We start from the raw sequence: 16,194 nt of genomic DNA, 5'->3' as shown, positions 1-16,194 counted from the left end.
GGGTGCCGGCCCCCGCCCAATTCCCGCTGCGGGCCCGGCTTTCGCCGGCCTCCGGCCCCCACCCAGCGCCCGGCTCTCAACCTCGCCCCACCCCTCCTCCCCGGCCGCCCCCACACCACCCGCAGCCGGAGTCGGGGTGGTCACGGGCGGTTCTGGCGTTTGTCGGTGCTCTTGCGGCGGAGTCCGTCGGTGTGGCGGGTGATGTCGTCGACTCGGGCCGCGATCTCGGGGTGGCTCGGTGTCAGGTACGCGTGCGTGTCCGCCAAGGGGGCGATCAGGGCGGCCGCGTCGTCGTCCGCGAGGGCCGTGGTGAGTTCGACGACGGGGGTGCGCGCGGCGGCCGGGAGGTCCGTGAGCGCGGTGATCCGACCCGCGAGCCCGCGCAGGTCCGCCGCGTTGGCGCGGGCCCACGCACTGACGCTGCGGTCGGCGGCGCGGCGGTCGCGCGTGGCCTGGACACGCTGTTCGCCGGTGGATCCGGGACGCCCAGGGCGCACCCGCAGGTAGCGGCGCTCGGCGGCCTGACGGCTGGAGACGCCCAAGGGGTGCGCGAGATCGGCCCAGCTGGCGCCCGCCTCCCGGGCCGCCTCGATCAACCCCGCCTCCCACTCGGCGAGCTGGTCACGCGCCTCACGGAGCATCAGCAGCGCGGCCAGCGTCTGCTGCGAGCTGGCCGCTTCGGGCGCGGGCGGCTCCCCGTCCGGCTCCCCGTCCCGAGGAGTCCGGGCCGCGTGCAGCGCCGCGTGGATCGTGTCCAGCGCCGCCGCCGCCGCGAGAAAGGACGTGGGGGTGGGACCGCCGGGATCGGGGGGCGGCTGTCGGTCGGCGGTGGTCATGGGCCCTCCAGCGTCACACACTCGCGATGTCATCGACTCGATGACTTTCCACTTGTCATCACTTGGATGACATGTTACAACGAAGGCAGGTGAAACGCATTGGCAGGAACGTGCCTGACCCGAACACTGGAGGTGTTTGACGATGTTGATGCGCACCGATCCGTTCCGTGAGCTGGACCGCCTCACCCAGCAGCTCCTGAACCCGACCGGCACATGGTCACGCCCGTCAGCGATGCCGATGGACGCCTACCGCGAGGGCGAGGAGTACGTCATCGCCCTCGACCTGCCCGGTGTGTCCCCGGACGCGATCGATGTCGACGTCGAGCGCAACATGCTGACCGTCAAGGCCGAGCGGCGCCCCGTCCCCAAGTCCGACGACGTGCAGATGGAGCTCTCCGAGCGTCCCCTGGGTGTCTTCTCCCGCCAGGTCGTGCTGGCCGACACCCTGGACACCGAGCACATCAGGGCGGACTACGACGCGGGTGTGCTGACTCTGCGGATCCCGATCGCCGAGCGCGCCAAGCCCCGCAAGGTCGCCATCGGCGGCGGCACCGCGCACCGGGAGATCCGCGGCTGACCTCCGGTCGGCCGCGCGGTACAGAGGGCGGGCGCCTCCGCGGGTCCTCCGCCCGTCCTCCGCCCGCCCCCCGTCCCCCACGCCGTCCTCGGCCCGTCCCACCGGCGGCCTGGGCTCAGTCCCCGGCCGCCGCCCCCCTCGCCCCCCATCGCGCCCCCACGGACGCGCCCCCCTCGGACGAGAAAGGCAATCGCTTCACGATGTTCTCCCTGCAAGAGCCGTGCCGGCACACCGCGGGCATGACGTTCGAGCAGCTGCTGGAAAGAGTGCGCTACGAAGGCGCCTACCCCACCCGCGCACGGGCCGAGGAGGCCGTACGCGCCGTACTGACCGCCTTCGGTCGCCGCCTCACCGGCGACGAGCGCGTGGAACTCGCGGCCAGACTGCCCCACGAGGCCGCTCGCTGCTTCACGGCGGAGATCCCCGACCCCGAACCCGTCACCGGCTGGGGCTTCGTCAAGGACCTGGCGTCGCGCACGGGCGGTACGGCGGCCACGACCCGCTGGGACACCGGGACCGTCCTGCGGATCGTCGCGCAGCTCGCGGGCGACGACCTCCTCGACCGCATCCTCGCCCAACTCCCGCCCGGCTACGCCCTGTTGTTCGGCCGCGCGGAACTCACCCAGGCGCCCACGGCGTCCCTGGTGGGCGCGGGAGCCCCGACCGGCGCGACGCCCCTCTGAAGCGCCGGGCGCCGCCCCACCCGGCGGAGCCGAGGACGCGGCGCCGCGGCCGACCCGTCGGGGGGAGGCGGACACGCCGGGCCAGGGCCTCGTGGACGTGTGCCGGCGCCCGCTCCTCTGGAAGGCTGAAGGCATGACGGCCCACGGAGCTCCGGAATTGCTGCAGTTGACGTGCCCCGACGAGGTCACCGGTGAACTCAGACAGGAGATCGTCGACTGCTGGGGAGAGGTGGCCAACGCGGGCGGCGCGGTGCTCGCCACCGAGTTCCCGCCGCTGCCGGTCAGCGCCCGGGACGTGGCCCCCGTGGTCGACGGGCTCGTCCGCCGGCTGCACCCGGGCCACGGCAGACTGCTCGTCGCCACCGTCGGCGGCTCGCTCGCGGGCTGGCTGATCCTGCGCCGCGAACCGCACCCCCTGGGCGCGCACTGCGGCACGGTCAACCACGTCCAGACCCGTCCACGCCATCGCGGCCGGGGCGTCGGCGTCGCGCTGATGCACCGCGTCCGTGACATCGCGCGGGACGAGATGGGCCTGGAGCGGCTGTCGCTCTCCGCCCGGGGCGGTGTCGGCCTGGAGGACTTCTACCGCAAGGTCGGGTGGGTGGAGGTCGGCCGATGGCCCGGCGCGCTGCGGATCGCGCCGGGCGACGACCGGGACTCGATCCTGATGAGCCTCACCCTCTGACCTGACGAACCTCACCCTCTGAACCGCACCCACCCGTCCCCGCCCCACCCCGATCCAGCCCGGCCCACCCCGATTCAGCCCGGCCACCCGATCCAGCCCGGCCCCCCGATCTCCCGGCCGACCGGACCTGCCGGGCATCTCCCTGTCACCGGTCCATCCCGGCCCCCACGGCGTCCGCCCTGCCCCTGCACCTCCGCCCCACCACGACGCATCCCGGCCCGCCGACCTCGCCCGCCCCGCCGACCCTGCCCCTGCCCCCGCGCCTCCCGCCCCGCCGCGAAGCACCCCGGCCCCTCCCGACCCTCCCCGCCCCCACCCTCCCCTCCGCCTCGTCCGGCCCCGCCCCGACCGTCCCGTTCCAGCCGTCCGGCAGCCGGAAGCAGTCGGAAACGGCTCCCCTTCGGCCGTGCCGGATTGAGAGGGGCCGGTGCTGGTTAGGGTCGTCATGGCTGTTTGCCGACACCGGTACGTACTCCTCGGCGGGAGGAAGCGCTGGTATGAGCGACGACCCGTTGTACCTGGAGCCGCGGCTGGCACCGCCCACAGCGGCGCTCCTGGAGTCGGCTCCACTCCTCCACACCCTCGTGGACGCGCTCGGCTCACCCCTCAACATCGTCCTGCCGGACCGGATCACCGACAATCTGCGTCAGTTCCGTTCGGTCTTCGACCGCCACCGCCTCGGCGGGCAGATCTACTTCGCCCACAAGGCCAACCGTTCCAGCTCCCTCGTACGCCGGCTCACCACGACGGACGCCTCCCTGGACGCCGCCTCGCTCCGTGAACTCCAGCACGCGCTCGGATCCGGCTTCGCCGGCGACCGGATCATGGCGACGGGCCCCAAGGACCCGGACTTCCTCTGGCTCACCGCGCGCACCGGGGCCGTCCTCAACGTCGACGGCCCCGAGGAACTCCGGCAGGCCGCCGACCTCGTCCGCACCCACGAACTGCCGCCCCTGCGCGTGCTGTTGCGCCTCTCCGGATTCGAGGCGGCCGGAGCCAGACGGCTCTCGCGCCGGAGCCGCTTCGGCACCTCGGTGAAATCCCTGCACCTCCTGCTCGACATCCTCGAACGCCACCGGCAGGTCCTGGACCCGATCGGCGTCGGCTACCACCTCGACACCACCAGCCTCGACGAGAAGGCGGCCGCGCTCGACGGATGCCTCCGGGCCATGGAGGAGTTGCGGATCCGTGGCTTCCAGCCGCGCGCCATCGACGTCGGCGGCGGCTTCGGTATCGACTACCTGGCGCACGCGGCCCAGTGGGAGCGCTACACCACCGAACTCACCGCCGCCGTCATGGGCAGCCGCCCACCCCTGACCTGGGGCGGCCACGGCTACGGCCTACGGGCCGAGAACGGCACCCTCAGGGGCGCGCTGAGCCTCTACCCCGCCCATCGCCCCGTCGCCGGGGCCGCGTACCTCGACGCACTGCTCTCGTACCCCTCGCCGAGCCTGGGGCGCCCCCTGGGTGTCCTGCTGCTGGAGAGCCTGTACGACCTCTGTGTCGAGCCCGGCCGCGCCCTGGTCGACCAGTGCGGCCTCACCCTCGGCCGGGTCCTGGAGGTCCGGCCCATGGACACGGGGCCGTACCTGGTGCGCCTCGCGATGAACGCGGGCGACGTCGGCCTGGAGGACCACGGAGTGCTCCTGGACCCCCTGGTCCTGTCCCGAGACCCGACGGATTCCGGTGACGCCCCGACGGGCTCCGGCGGCACCCCGTCGGGCTCCGGCGACGACACGGCGGGCGCGGTCGCCGTCCACCTCATGGGCAACCTCTGCCTGGAGGCGGACCTGATCACCCGCCGCACCGTCTTCCTGCCCCGGCTCCCGCGCCCCGGCGACCTCCTCGCCTTCGTCAACACGGCCGGCTACTGCATGGACTTCGGCGCCACGCACGCCCAACAGCAGCCCGTCGCCCGCAAGGTGGCCGTCCACCGGCAGGGCGGCCGGTGGCGGTGGTGCCTGGACGAGGAGTACTGGCCGCTCGACCGCACGGGGGGTCCGCAGGGATGAGGTACGACACCATCACCGACGCCATCGGTGACACACCGCTGGTCCGTATCGACCCGGCCGTCCACGGCCTGCGCAACATCGACCTCTACGCCAAGCTGGAGATGCTCAACCCCTTCGGCTCGCTGAAGGACCGGGCCGCCTGGAGCATGACCCGGCAGGACATCGCCGGCGCCAAGGAGCGCGGCGAGACGATCGTCGAGCTGTCCAGCGGCAACACCGCCAAGGCCCTGGCTCTCATCGCCGGCCTGCACGGACTGCCGTTCAAGAGCGTCACCAACCGGATGCGCGTACCCGAGATCAAAGACCTGCTCCTGCTGCTCGGCGCCGAGATCGAGGAACTCCCCGGCCAGACCGAATGTCTCGACCCGACCGACACCGAAGACCCTCTCACCCTCTTCCACCAGCGGCTGAACCGCCCGGGCGGCGCCCACCTGCACACGGACCAGTACTTCAACGCCCTCAACACCGAGGCTCACGCCACCGGAACGGGCCCGGAGATCATCGCCGACCTGGACGGCCGCGCCCCCGACTGGTTCATCGCCTGCGTGGGCACCGCCGGATCGTCCACCGGCGTCGCCCGGGCGTTGCGCGCGCACGACCCGGCGGTGCGCGTCGTCGGACTGGTCGGCCGCAAGGGGGACTTCATCCCCGGCATCCGTACCGTCGACGAGGTGCAGGAGGTCGGCATCTTCGACCCGGCCACCTACGACACGCTGGAGTCGGTGAGCGCCGACGAGGCCATCGACGGCATGCTCACCCTGCTCCGCCGCTGCGGACTGCTCGCCGGTCCGACCGGCGGGGCGGCCTACCTCGGCGCCGTCCGCCATCTCGCCGCCGTGGACGCCGAGTTGACGGCTGCGGACGCCGGGTCGACGGAGCGGAAGACGGCCGTCTTCATCGTCTGCGACCGGGTGGAGAGCTATCTCGGCTACGTCCGGCAGCGCCGCCCGGACCTGCTGGGCCGCCCCCCGGCGCGCAACGCGCTCGCGGCACCGACCGACAGCGAGATCCGCTCGGCGAAGGTCATCGACGTCGAGGAGGCCCAGAAGTGGATCGCCGAGCAGCGCCCCCTCGTGATCGACCTGCGCGGTCCCTTCGCGTACGCCGCGCTGCACATCGACGGCTCGGTGAACATCGTCGACGAACTCTTCGAGGAACTGGTCCGGGGCGGGCTGCCGTTCGGCAGGCGCCAGCCCGTGCTGCTCGCCTGCCCGGTCGGCGAGAAGTCGGCCCGGTACGCGGCCCTGCTCACCCGGATGGGCCACCCCGATGTGCGCAGCCTGTCCGGCGGCGTCATCGCCTGGCGGGACGCGGGCGCCCCCCTGGTGCGTGACTGAGATGAGCGACCCCGCCGAGGAGCTGGCGGAACTGGCGGCGTGGCAGGGGCCGTTGCGCGCCCAGTTCCCGATCATCGCCGCGCACCCGGACCTGGCCTACCTGGACAGCGCGGCCACCAGCCAGAAACCGGGGCCCGTCCTGGAAGCCGTACAGACGTATCTGACCACGACCAACGCCAACGCGGGCCGAGGTTCCTACCCGTGGGCCAACACCACCACGGCGCTGGTGGAGAACACCAGGGAGCAGGTCAAACGGTTCCTGGGGGACCCCGACCCGGAGAGTTCGGCGGTCCACTTCACCAGCGGGACCACGGCCGGGCTGCGGATGATCGCGCTGGACTGGCTGCCCGCCTTCCTCGCCGACGGGGACGAGATCGTCGTCCCGCACGCCGACCACCAGGCGAACCTGTCGCCGTGGCTGGAGGCCGCCGAGCTGCTGGCCCGGCAGGGCGTACGCGTCCATGTCCGGCAACTGCCCTACCAGGCCTCCTCCGGCGACTACGATCCGCGCGCGCTCGCCGCGCTGGTCGGCCCCCGCACCCGCTTCGTGGCCGCCACGCACGTCCACCACGTCCACGGCGTCGACATGAACGTGCACCGGGTCCGGCAGGTCGTCGGGCCGCACGTGCCGATCTGTCTGGACGCCGCCCAGAGCGTCGGGCACCTGCCGGTCTCGGTGGCCGAACTCGACGTCGACTTCCTGGTGTTCTCCGGCCACAAGACGCTGGCCCTGCCCGGCTCCGGCGCGGTCTGGGCGCGCGGCCGGCGCGGACCGGCACTCCGGCCCGGCGGCTGGAGCGGCACCCCCAACACGGTCGGGGTCGCGGGGCTGGCGGCGGCGCTCGACTGGCTGAGCGCCGCCGGGCCGGACCGGATCGAACGCTGGACCGTGGCGCTGACCTCCCTGCTGACCGACGGACTCGCCCGGATGGACGCCTACGAGGTGCTCGGCTGCCGCACGAGCCTCCGGGCCGACACCGAGGTGCAGCGGCGCCGCAGCCTGGTCACCTTCCGGCACCGCGAGATCGGATCGCAGGACCTCGGGTTCATCCTCTTCAGCCGGGGGTTCATGGTGCGTTCCGACGGCCACTGCCAGGCGGGCCGCGACCCGGAGGACGGCTCGGTACGGGTGAGCCTGCATGTGCACAACACCCCTGAGGAGATCGAAGGACTGCTCACCACCCTCGCCAGTCTGCAATGATTTCCATTAACAGGATGCGGGTTCCGGAGACGGGGGCAGTGCGACAGGCATGGGTCTGAGTACGACGACGGCGGCGCGCTGGGTGGAGCGCTGGGAACGCCAGCAGCAGTTGTACGCGGTCGACCGCGAGGAACGGTTCGAGGTCATCGCGGATCTGGTCGAGCATGTGACACGCGACCGCGCCGTACCGCTCGTCCTCGATCTGGGCAGCGGCCCGGGGTGCCTGGCCGCCCGGCTCGCCGCCCGCCTGCCGACCGCCGACGTGCTCGCGGTCGACGCGGACCCGCTCCTCCTGGAACTGGGCATCGCGCACTACGGCCCCGCCCTGCGGTACGTCAGAACGGTGATCGGCGAACCCGGCTGGCTCGACGCACTCGCCCTGGAGCGCCCGGTGGACGCGGTGGTGTCGACCACCGCCCTGCACTACCTCGGCACGGAGACCCTGCGGCGCGTCTACCGGGAACTCGCCGGGCTGCTGCGGCCCGGCGGCATCCTGATCAACGGCGACCACATCAGCCCGGACTCCACGAAGGTCTCCGAGCTGGCCCTCGACATCGGCCGCCGCCGCAGCGAACGCACCGCCGTGCCCCTCGTCGAGGACTGGGACTCCTGGTGGGCCGGCGCCGCCGCCGACCCGGAACTCGCCCGCCTCCTCGCACACCGCGCGGACACCGGACGCCCCCACTGCGAAGGCAACGACCTGACCCTCTCCGGCCACGTCACCCTGCTGCGCGACGCGGGATTCGAACACGTAGGCCCGGTCTGGCAGGTGGGCCCCAGCCACGTCCTGGCGGCCCTGCGCTGACCGCGAGAGAACTCAGAGCCAGTCCCGCCGCTTGAAAATGACGTACAGACTGCCACAGACGACCCCCATCAGGCCGATCGCGAAGGGGTATCCGAAGGTCCAGCCCAGCTCCGGCATGTTCTCGAAGTTCATGCCATAGATCGTTCCCACCAGCGTGGGAGCAAAGAGAATCGCCGCCCACGAGGAGATCTTCTTGATCTCCTCGTTCTGTTCGAAGCCCGCCTCCGCCAGGGCGCGCATCTCCGCGTTCTGTTGCTGGGTGACGAGGGTGGCGTTGACCGTGAGGATCTCCGTGAGGGCCTGGCGGAAGCCGTCGACGCGTTCGCTGGTGTGGGTGACGTGGTCGGCCACGTCACGGAGGTAGCGCTGGAGTTCCTCGTCCGTCTCGTACTTGGTGAAGCCGGCCATCAGGCCGTGGAGCATTCCGACGAGGGGGCGCGTGGCGCGCTGGAACTCGACCATCTCGCGCGAGAGTTCATAGATGCGGCGGGAGACCTTCGGGTCGCCCCGGAAGACCTCCGTCTCGATCTCGTCGACGTCGTTCTGCACACCGGCGACGACGGGCGCGTACCCGTCGACCACCGCGTCGAGGATGGCGTACAGGACCGCCTCGGGGCCCAGCTTCAGCAGTTCCGGCGACTCCTCCATCCGCCGCCGCACCGCCGAGAGGTCGGGCGCCGCCCCGTGCCTGACCGTGATCACGAAGTCCGGCCCCACGAAGACGTGCAGCTCCCCGAAGTCGACCTCCTCCTGTGCGTCGAGGTAGCGCGCGGCGCGCAGGACGACGAACAGGGTGTCGCCGTAACGCTCCAGCTTGGGGCGTTGATGCGCCTCCATCGCGTCCTCGACCGCCAGCGGATGCAGGTCGAACTCAGCCGCCAGGGAAAGGAGTTCGGCCTCCGTCGGGCGGGCCAGCCCGATCCACGCCATGCCCGCCGGGGCCTCGCGGAGTTCACGGAACGTGTCCGCGAGCGTGGCCGGGGAGGAGACGCGCACCCCGTCCTGGTACACGGCCGCCTCCACCACACTGGCCACGCGCTCGGCCGAGGTCGACGGCCCCGGGTCCTGGTGCGGGCTCGCCGGCCCGGCGGGCGGTGGGGGCGAAGGGGGCAGCGCACGGCGCCAGACGGACTTCCGGCCGCCCTTGGCGGCGGGGCCGGTGTTCTTCGCGGGTGGGCGGGCGCGTCGATCGGCCATCGCGGATGCCTCCCGAGGTGCGCGGACTCGTACGACTGTCTGATCACCGAGCAGGATACGGGGCAGGGTTCCCTCGCCCACGCGGCAGGATATACGGGGCAAACGACGCGGCGGCGACAGCGAAGTGCGACAGGGCCGAAGAGGCCGACTCACGCGACCTCGGCACCCGTGACCTCGGCGCCCGTGACCTCGACTCTCGTGACCTCGACTCCAGCGACCTCGGCACCCGCGAAACCGGCGCCCCCGAAGCCGACGCCCGCGCAACTGGCGCCGCCCGAGACCGATCCCCGCGTTCGACGCCCGCATTCGACGGCCCGCATTCGATCCCCCCAACACCGAATCCCGCCGGCCCACCATCGAGGACAGCAGTTGTCCGCAATGCCCGCTAGCGTGCACGCATGACGAACAAGGCGTCCCAGACCGCCGCTCCCCGGCTCGGCACCCTCGCTCTCAATCGTGCGACCCTGGCCCGTCAACTCCTCCTGAACCGGGTGGAGATGTCCGCCCACGACGCCGTCGAGCACCTCCTCGGCCTCCAGGCGCAGAACGTGCGGCCGCCCTACTACGCGCTCGCGGCACGGCTGGAGGCGTTCGCGCCCGAGCAGCTGTCCGTGCTGATGGCCGATCGCCGGGCCGTGCGCATCGTCAGCATGCGGTCCACGATCCACACGCACACCGCCGAGGACTGCCTCACCCTGCGGCCGTTGGTGCAGCCGGCCCGGGAGCGGGAGCTGAACCTGTTCCGCAAGGGGCTGGTCGGTGTCGATCTCGACCGCCTGGAGGCCCTCTCCCGTGAACTCGTGGAGGCCGAGCCCCGCACGCTGAAGCAGTTGCGTGAGGCGCTGGCCGTGGAGTGGCCCGACGCCGACCCGTTCGCCCTCGGTCTCGCCGCGCGCTGCCGACTGCCGTTGGTCCAGGTCACACCACGCGGCCTGTGGGGGAGGAGTGGGCCGGTCGCCCTGACCACCGCCGAGCACTGGCTCGGCCGGCCCGCCGAAGAGGCCCCGGCACCCGAGACCGTGGTCCGGCGCTATCTCGCCGCCTTCGGGCCCGCCTCCGTGAAGGACATGCAGACCTGGGCCGGACTGACCCGCCTGCGCGACGCGTTCGAGCGGCTGCGCCCGGAGCTGGTCACCTTCCGGGACGAGCGCGGCACCGAACTCTTCGACCTCCCGGACGCGCCCCGCCCCGACCCCGAGACCCCGGCGCCGCCCCGGCTGCTCCCCGAGTTCGACAATCTGCTGCTCTCCCACGCCGACCGTTCCCGGGTGATCCCGCCCGACCTCAAGGGCCGTTCCTGGCAGGGGAACCAGGCGCACCGCACGTTCCTCGTCGACGGTTTCCTGGCCGGCATCTGGAAGCTCGACGCCGATGTCGTGACCCTCGAACCCTTCGGGTCCCTCACCGCTCGGCAGCGGACGGAACTGGTGGAGGAAGCGGGCCGTCTGCTCGGCACCCTGCACGGCGGCGAGTCGTACGACATCCGCTTGGGCACGGTGGCGGCCGGCGGCCGGTGACCGTCGTGCCCCCGCGCCGCGCCGCCGTCCGCACAGTGGAGAGGGGGCGCCCCGAACCGCTCGTGGCAGGTTCGCGGCGCCCCCTGGTATCACCTGAGGGTGCGCCTCAGGAGTCCGTGGGCCGGCTTCTCCCCGTCAGGTCAGGAGTTGACCTGCGCGGCCACCGTGTTGGAGAAGGTGGTCAGCCGGGTGTAGATGCCGGGGTACTGCGCGTCGGCGCAGCCGTAACCCCAGGAAACTATGCCTGCCAGGACGCCCCCGATCATCAGGGGACCGCCGCTGTCGCCCTGGCAGGTGTCGACGCCGCCGGCGGAGTAACCGGCGCAGACCATGGAGCTCGCGACGAACTCGGAGCCGTAGGAGCTGGAGCTGCCGCAGACCGAGTCGGCCACGACCGGCACGGTCGCCGTGCGCAGCTGGTTGGAGGAGGTACCGCCCGAGGAGGTGGTGCCCCAGCCGATGATGCGGGCGGTGGTGCCGGCCGCGTAGACGCCCGTCTGGGAGGCGCTGACGTAGGACGCCGTGGTGTAGGGCTGAGCGACGGCGAGCGTCAGCACGGCCACGTCGCTGGTCATGGTCGAGCTGTTGTAGCTCGGGTGGATCCAGATCTTGCTGAGGGTGCTGACGGTGCCGTTCGTGCCGTTGCGGTAGGTGCGGCCACCGACGACGCGGGTGTTGGAGGTCGTTCTGCCGACCATGCAGTGAGCGGCGGTGATCACCTTGGTGGGCGAGACGAGGGTGCCACCACAGAACTGGCTCTGCGAGGCGTTCGTGATCTGCATGACGTACGGGTACGCGCTCGCGGTGGTGGTGGTGCCACCCACGATGGGCTGGGGAGCGGCGACGGCGCCGGGGGCTGCCAGAAGCGCGGCCGCGGAGGCGGCGGCGGTCGCGGCGGCGGCGACGAGCGTCTTCTTGGCGCGGTTGAACCCGAACATGGTTCTCCTCATGGGGGGTTGCCGGGGTGGGGGACGCGCGGGTGGGGGGAGCGGTGCACAGGTCCGGCGGTGCCGTCCCGCTCGGGGGAGCCGAGCGGGACGGCGGGCCGGACTGTGTGCCCTGGCGTGGGCACGTCACAAAAACTATGAGCCGGAGTGATCCCCTCCCAAGGGGGGATCCCCCTAAGGGAGTTGGGGAGGGAAAACCCTCGATGACCCGGGCCGGGGTTTGAGCCTAGGCTGGAGCCGCAAGGTCGCCGCCCCCACGGATGCCACGCATGTCTCCGAAGCGCGGCAGGCGAGATGCGTCCGAGGCAGACGAGAAGCGGACGCGGCAGACGAGAAGCAGACGGGAACGCGACAACAGGGCCCAGCCCCCGGGAGGGGCTCGTCAGCCGGTCCCGGGGAGGTCAGTTCGTACGGTGTCCCGCCGCCAGACGCACGATGTCCACACGCGACCGGATACCCAGCTTCCGGTAGACGCGCGTGAGCGTCGCCTCGACCGTCTTCACGCTGATGTACAGCCGACCGGCGATCTCCCGGTTGGTCGCGCCCTCCATGACCAGCTCCGCGACCTGGCGTTCCGTCGCCGCGAGCACGGCGAGGGCGTCCAGCGCCGACGGGGCGATCGCGGGCTGCGGCGGGGGCGCCGGGGCGACGGAGACCTCCTCCACCTGGCGCAGCCACGGCAGGGCGCGGCACCGGCGGAACAGCCGGGACGCCTCGTCGTACGCGCCCGGCGTGGGCGTCCCCCCTGGCCGGGCGGGACCGAGGCCCTGCGGGACGGCACGCAGCCCCGCCAGGGCGTACGCGGCCCGCGCCTCCTCCAGACCGTAGCCCAGCTTGGCGAGCCGGTCCTGAGCCGACGTCAACTGCCGTACGGCGGCCTCCTGTTCACCCCGAGCCGCTCGCACCAGGGCCTCGGTGCGGTCGAGGACGGCGAGTACGCTCTCCCGGCCCAGCCGCAGCGCCTGCTGCCGGGTGACGTCGACGACGTCCTGCGCCTCCGCCAACTCACCCACCCGCACCAGGGCTTCGGCGAGGTCGCCGTGCCACCGGCCGCGCGCCGGGTCGTAGATCCCGAGCCCGTCCTCCAACTCCCGTACGCGACGCAGGGACTGGACCGTCCCCGACGCGTCCCCGGCCACCAGCTGGGCGTGCCCGAGGGCGCCCAGGGCGCGGGAGAGGTACATCAGGTCGCCGTCCTGCTCCGCGCGGTCGGCGGCCTCGCGGGCGAGCGCCCGGGCCCGTTCGACGTCACCGCCGGCGGCCTCCGCGAGGGAGGTGAGCATGGCGGACGCGCCCTCGCCGATGCCGGAGTCCCGGGCCAGGACATAGCCCTCGCGGGCGAGGTCGAGGGCCCGGCCGCAGTGCCCGGAGCGCAGTTCGGTCTCGGCGAGGAAGCGCACGTAGTGCACCTCGCTCTCGACCATGCCCCGCCGGCGCACCTCCCGCAGCAGCGAGGTGATCGTGGCGCGGGCCTCGCCGAGCTGGTCGCTCATCATCAGCCAGCGGAAGCGGGTCGCGCCCGCCCCGTTGTGGTGGCAGGCGAGCAGCGGGTCCTGCGGCTCCTTCAGGGCCCGTTTGATCGTCATGGGCGCGTCCGGGTGGCCCATCAGCATCTCGGTCTGCGCCTGGAAGGAGAGCGCGAGCAGCTCGGTGCGCCGGTCCTCGGCGCGTCCGGCCAGTTCCGCCGCGCGCGCGGCCTCCTCCCGGCTCTGCGCGAAGTCGCCCTCCAGGACCAGCGCCCGCCAGGCCAGCTGGTAGCGGACCAGCCCGAGCAGCCGCGGGTCGTCGCCCGCGTCGGCGAGCACCTGCGGATAGACGGCATCGACCTCGGCGAGGGACTGCCCGGCCGCGTCGATCACCACCATCCAGGCCCGGACCCGCTCGGCGGGCTCGGTGGCCCGGCTCAGCACCTCACGCGCGATGTCCCGGCCGAGGTCGTTCTCGCCGGCGGTGATCGCGTCCTCGGCCGCCTGCAACCGCCGCTCGTCCGGGCCGGGCGTCGCGTCCGCCGGGGTGTGCCGGGCCGAGAGCAGTCCCAGCTCGGCGGCGACCGAGGGCGCGCCCCGGTCCCGGGCCACAGCGGCGGCCTCGCCGAGCCGTGCGGCGACCTGCGGATCGGTGCCCTGGGTGGCCAGCGCCAGGTGCCGGGCCCGCTCGATGGGGTCGACGGCGGCGGTGGACAGCGCGGCGTGGGCAGCCCGCCGTTCCTGTGCGGTGGCCTCGGCGTACAGCGCGGCCGAGACCAGGGGGTGGGCGAACCGCACGCCGGGCCCCTCCCGCTCCGGCGCGAGCAGGCCCAGCTCGACGGCCTGCGCGGTCTCCGCCTCGGCGTTCTCCCGCCCGGCGGCGCGCAGCAGTGCCACCGTGGGCCGGGCACCGGCGCTGGCGACCAGCAGGGTGCGGCGGGCCTCGGCGGAGAGCATGTCCAGCCGGTTCAGGACCAGGGTCCGCAGCGAGGTCGGCACGGGCAGCGGCTCGCCCGGCCGCGGCGGGGTCGAGCTGTCGGAGAGGGCGCGGCCCAGCTCCAGCGCGAACAGCGGGTTGCCGCCGCTGGTGCGGTGGATGTCCCGCACGGTCGAGCGGGGCAGACCGGTGTAGCCGCGGTTCTCCAGCAGCTCGGCGACGTGCGCGCGGGACAGCGGGGCGACCCGGAGGGCGAGGGTGTCCGGCGGGGACGCGCGTAGATACCTGTCCTGCTCGTGACCATGGGGGTCCGTCGAGGTGCGTACGGCGCACAGCATGCGCACCGGCATCTCGCCGAGCCGTCGCGCGGCGAACCCGAGCAGCTCCACGCTGGCCGGATCCAGCCACTGCAGATCGTCGGCGACGATCAGCACCGGGCCCCTGGCGGCCAGCGCGCGCAGCGTCGACAGCACGGCCAGCCGCAGGGCCAACCCGTCCCGCTGGAGCGTGGACTCGCCACGGCCGGTGAGCGCGGACTCCAGGGCGGTGCGCTGCGGCGCCGGCAACTGGTCGGACACCTCGTCCATGACGAGGCCGAGCAGGTCGGTCAGGGCGAGGAACGGCAGATGCGACTCGGACTCGGTGGCCGAGCAGCGCAACACCGTGCGTGCCGATTCGTCGTATTCGGCGGCCAGGGCGCGCAGAACGGTCGATTTCCCGATGCCGGCGGAACCGTGCACGAGCACGCTGCCGCCCCGCGACAGCTGTTCGCGTGCCCCCGCGAACAGCTCCTCCCTGCCTATGACCAGGTCGGGGCGGGGTCTCCCAGGCTCCTTGAACTCCCGTCGCACGGGCCACCGCTCCCCTCGAGTGTCGTGTCCGGGCCAATATTAGGCGTCCAGTCTTTGAATTTCGGAACGCGGCCCGGTGTGGGAAATAACAGGAAGGGTACGGCATAGGGAATTTCACATGCGCGTTACATGAATGTCCACCGGCAGGTGACGACCGGGTCGGGCTGGGCCCCGGGACGTGACCCGCTACGGCAACAGCCCCGCCCGCCGAGCCGCCACCACCGCCTCCCACCGGCCGTGCGCCCCGAGCTTGCGCATGATCGAACGCAAATACGCCTTCACGGTCTCGGGGCGCAGCCCCAGCCGGTCCGCGGTGACCCGGTTGCTCGCCCCCGTCGCGATCGAGGCCAGCACATCCGTCTCACGCGGCGTGAGGGTGACCCGGGGTACACGCTCCGGCGCGGTGCCCTCCCCGCCGGTCGCCCCGGCCAGCCGCCCGCACACCCGCAGCAGCTCCTCCCGCAGCTCCGGATCGTCGACGCGCGGAGCGAGCGCGCGCAGCGCCCCGTGCGCCCCCCGGACCTCCTCCCACGCCTTGGCCGAATCCTTCTCGGGCGGCGTGGTCGCCGCCAGCAGGGTCCGCACCTCGTCACGCACCACCAGCGCCTGCTCCAGGTCCCGTGCCGCCTCCAGCGCCGCCCCGACCGTGCGCTCGCCCAGCGGCTGGGCCGTGCGCAGGGCGCCGTACAGCACCCCGCGCACCTGGCGCCGTACGACGACGGGGACCGCGAGGACGGAGCGGATGCCCTCGGCGGCGACCGCGGCGTCGTACTCGTGGCTGATCCGGCGCGACACCGAGTAGTCGGTCACCCCGCACGGGCGGGCGAGGGCCACCGCCTTGCCGCCGAGGCCGTTCCCGGAGTGCACGGCGAGACCTTGGAGCGAGACCGTCCGGGTGCCCTGGAGTTCGCTGATGCGCAGGTGCCCGGAGCCGGGCTCGACCAGCCCCGCGAAGGCGAGCGGCAGGCCGGTGGCCTGTCGCAGCCGGTGCAGCGCGCCGCGCATGTCCGCCGGGCCCGACAGGGCCGTACCGACGGAATCCGAGGGATCCGGTGCCACGAACTCGCCCCTTCCTCGCGGCGCACCCCCGTTCGGGGGTGGCGAGACGTGTATCACGCATTACACGATGCCAGGCAACGGTCC

Annotated in this window: 13 protein-coding genes; 8 read left to right on the top strand and 5 right to left on the bottom strand. The window is 72.8% G+C overall.

Annotation, left to right across the window (positions count from 1 at the left end):
* Nucleotides 1–140: 140 nt before the first annotated feature.
* Complete coding sequence (locus HW837_RS08725) at nt 141–836, bottom strand: hypothetical protein (protein WP_045559665.1); 696 nt, start codon at nt 834–836, stop codon at nt 141–143.
* A 142-nt stretch (nt 837–978) separates the two neighbouring features.
* On the opposite strand from HW837_RS08725, the gene HW837_RS08720 reads away from it, so the two are divergent.
* The 7 genes from HW837_RS08720 (at nt 979) to HW837_RS08690 (ending at nt 8,136) form a co-directional block, all read left to right on the top strand.
* Nucleotides 979–1,413 (top strand): Hsp20/alpha crystallin family protein, encoded by a 435-nt coding sequence (locus HW837_RS08720; protein ID WP_045559664.1) that lies wholly within the window; start codon nt 979–981, stop codon nt 1,411–1,413.
* A gap of 200 nt (nt 1,414–1,613) precedes the next feature.
* Nucleotides 1,614–2,096 carry a DUF2267 domain-containing protein gene (locus HW837_RS08715; RefSeq protein WP_093791230.1) on the top strand — a complete coding sequence of 161 codons (483 nt, stop codon included), beginning with the start codon at nt 1,614–1,616 and terminating at the stop codon, nt 2,094–2,096.
* A 133-nt stretch (nt 2,097–2,229) separates the two neighbouring features.
* The gene (locus HW837_RS08710; protein WP_045559662.1) at nt 2,230–2,781 is read left to right on the top strand and encodes a GNAT family N-acetyltransferase; all 552 of its coding nucleotides are present in this window, start codon (nt 2,230–2,232) and stop codon (nt 2,779–2,781) included.
* Nucleotides 2,782–3,278: 497 nt separating this feature from the next.
* Nucleotides 3,279–4,793 carry a type III PLP-dependent enzyme domain-containing protein gene (locus HW837_RS08705; protein ID WP_193380992.1) on the top strand — a complete coding sequence of 505 codons (1,515 nt, stop codon included), beginning with the start codon at nt 3,279–3,281 and terminating at the stop codon, nt 4,791–4,793.
* Nucleotides 4,790–6,130, top strand: a complete 1,341-nt coding sequence (locus HW837_RS08700; protein ID WP_193380991.1) for a pyridoxal-phosphate dependent enzyme — start codon at nt 4,790–4,792, stop codon at nt 6,128–6,130. The genes HW837_RS08705 and HW837_RS08700 overlap by 4 nt, the downstream gene beginning before the upstream one ends.
* 1 nt (nt 6,131) lies before the next feature.
* Nucleotides 6,132–7,331 carry an aminotransferase class V-fold PLP-dependent enzyme gene (locus tag HW837_RS08695; protein ID WP_196788996.1) on the top strand — a complete coding sequence of 400 codons (1,200 nt, stop codon included), beginning with the start codon at nt 6,132–6,134 and terminating at the stop codon, nt 7,329–7,331.
* A gap of 49 nt (nt 7,332–7,380) precedes the next feature.
* Nucleotides 7,381–8,136 carry a class I SAM-dependent methyltransferase gene (locus tag HW837_RS08690; protein ID WP_093791226.1) on the top strand — a complete coding sequence of 252 codons (756 nt, stop codon included), beginning with the start codon at nt 7,381–7,383 and terminating at the stop codon, nt 8,134–8,136.
* A 12-nt stretch (nt 8,137–8,148) separates the two neighbouring features.
* Here HW837_RS08690 and HW837_RS08685 read toward each other — a convergent pair whose 3' ends face one another.
* A complete protein-coding gene (locus tag HW837_RS08685; RefSeq protein WP_193380989.1) occupies nt 8,149–9,333 on the bottom strand; it encodes a magnesium and cobalt transport protein CorA in 1,185 nt (394 codons plus the stop codon).
* A 398-nt stretch (nt 9,334–9,731) separates the two neighbouring features.
* Here HW837_RS08685 and HW837_RS08680 point away from each other — a divergent pair, with 398 nt between their 5' ends.
* Nucleotides 9,732–10,850: a winged helix DNA-binding domain-containing protein gene (locus tag HW837_RS08680; RefSeq protein WP_193380988.1), complete on the top strand. Its 1,119-nt coding sequence runs from the start codon at nt 9,732–9,734 to the stop codon at nt 10,848–10,850.
* Between the two features lie 140 nt (nt 10,851–10,990).
* On the opposite strand, the gene HW837_RS08675 is transcribed toward HW837_RS08680, so the two are convergent.
* The 3 genes from HW837_RS08675 to HW837_RS08665 form a co-directional block, all read right to left on the bottom strand.
* Entirely contained in the window at nt 10,991–11,788 is a 798-nt protein-coding gene (locus HW837_RS08675; RefSeq protein WP_045559654.1) for a S1 family serine peptidase, read from the bottom strand.
* 410 nt (nt 11,789–12,198) lie between these two features.
* A complete protein-coding gene (locus HW837_RS08670; protein WP_193380987.1) occupies nt 12,199–15,051 on the bottom strand; it encodes a helix-turn-helix transcriptional regulator in 2,853 nt (950 codons plus the stop codon).
* Nucleotides 15,052–15,237: 186 nt separating this feature from the next.
* Complete coding sequence (locus HW837_RS08665) at nt 15,238–16,110, bottom strand: helix-turn-helix transcriptional regulator (RefSeq protein ID WP_390623547.1); 873 nt, start codon at nt 16,108–16,110, stop codon at nt 15,238–15,240.
* Nucleotides 16,111–16,194: the final 84 nt, after the last annotated feature.

The organism is Streptomyces caniscabiei (assembly GCF_014930365.1).
Classification (GTDB): Bacteria; Actinomycetota; Actinomycetes; order Streptomycetales; family Streptomycetaceae; genus Streptomyces; species Streptomyces caniscabiei.
Note: the sequence above shows the minus strand (reverse complement) of the source record. Positions and strands in the feature narration are given on the sequence as shown.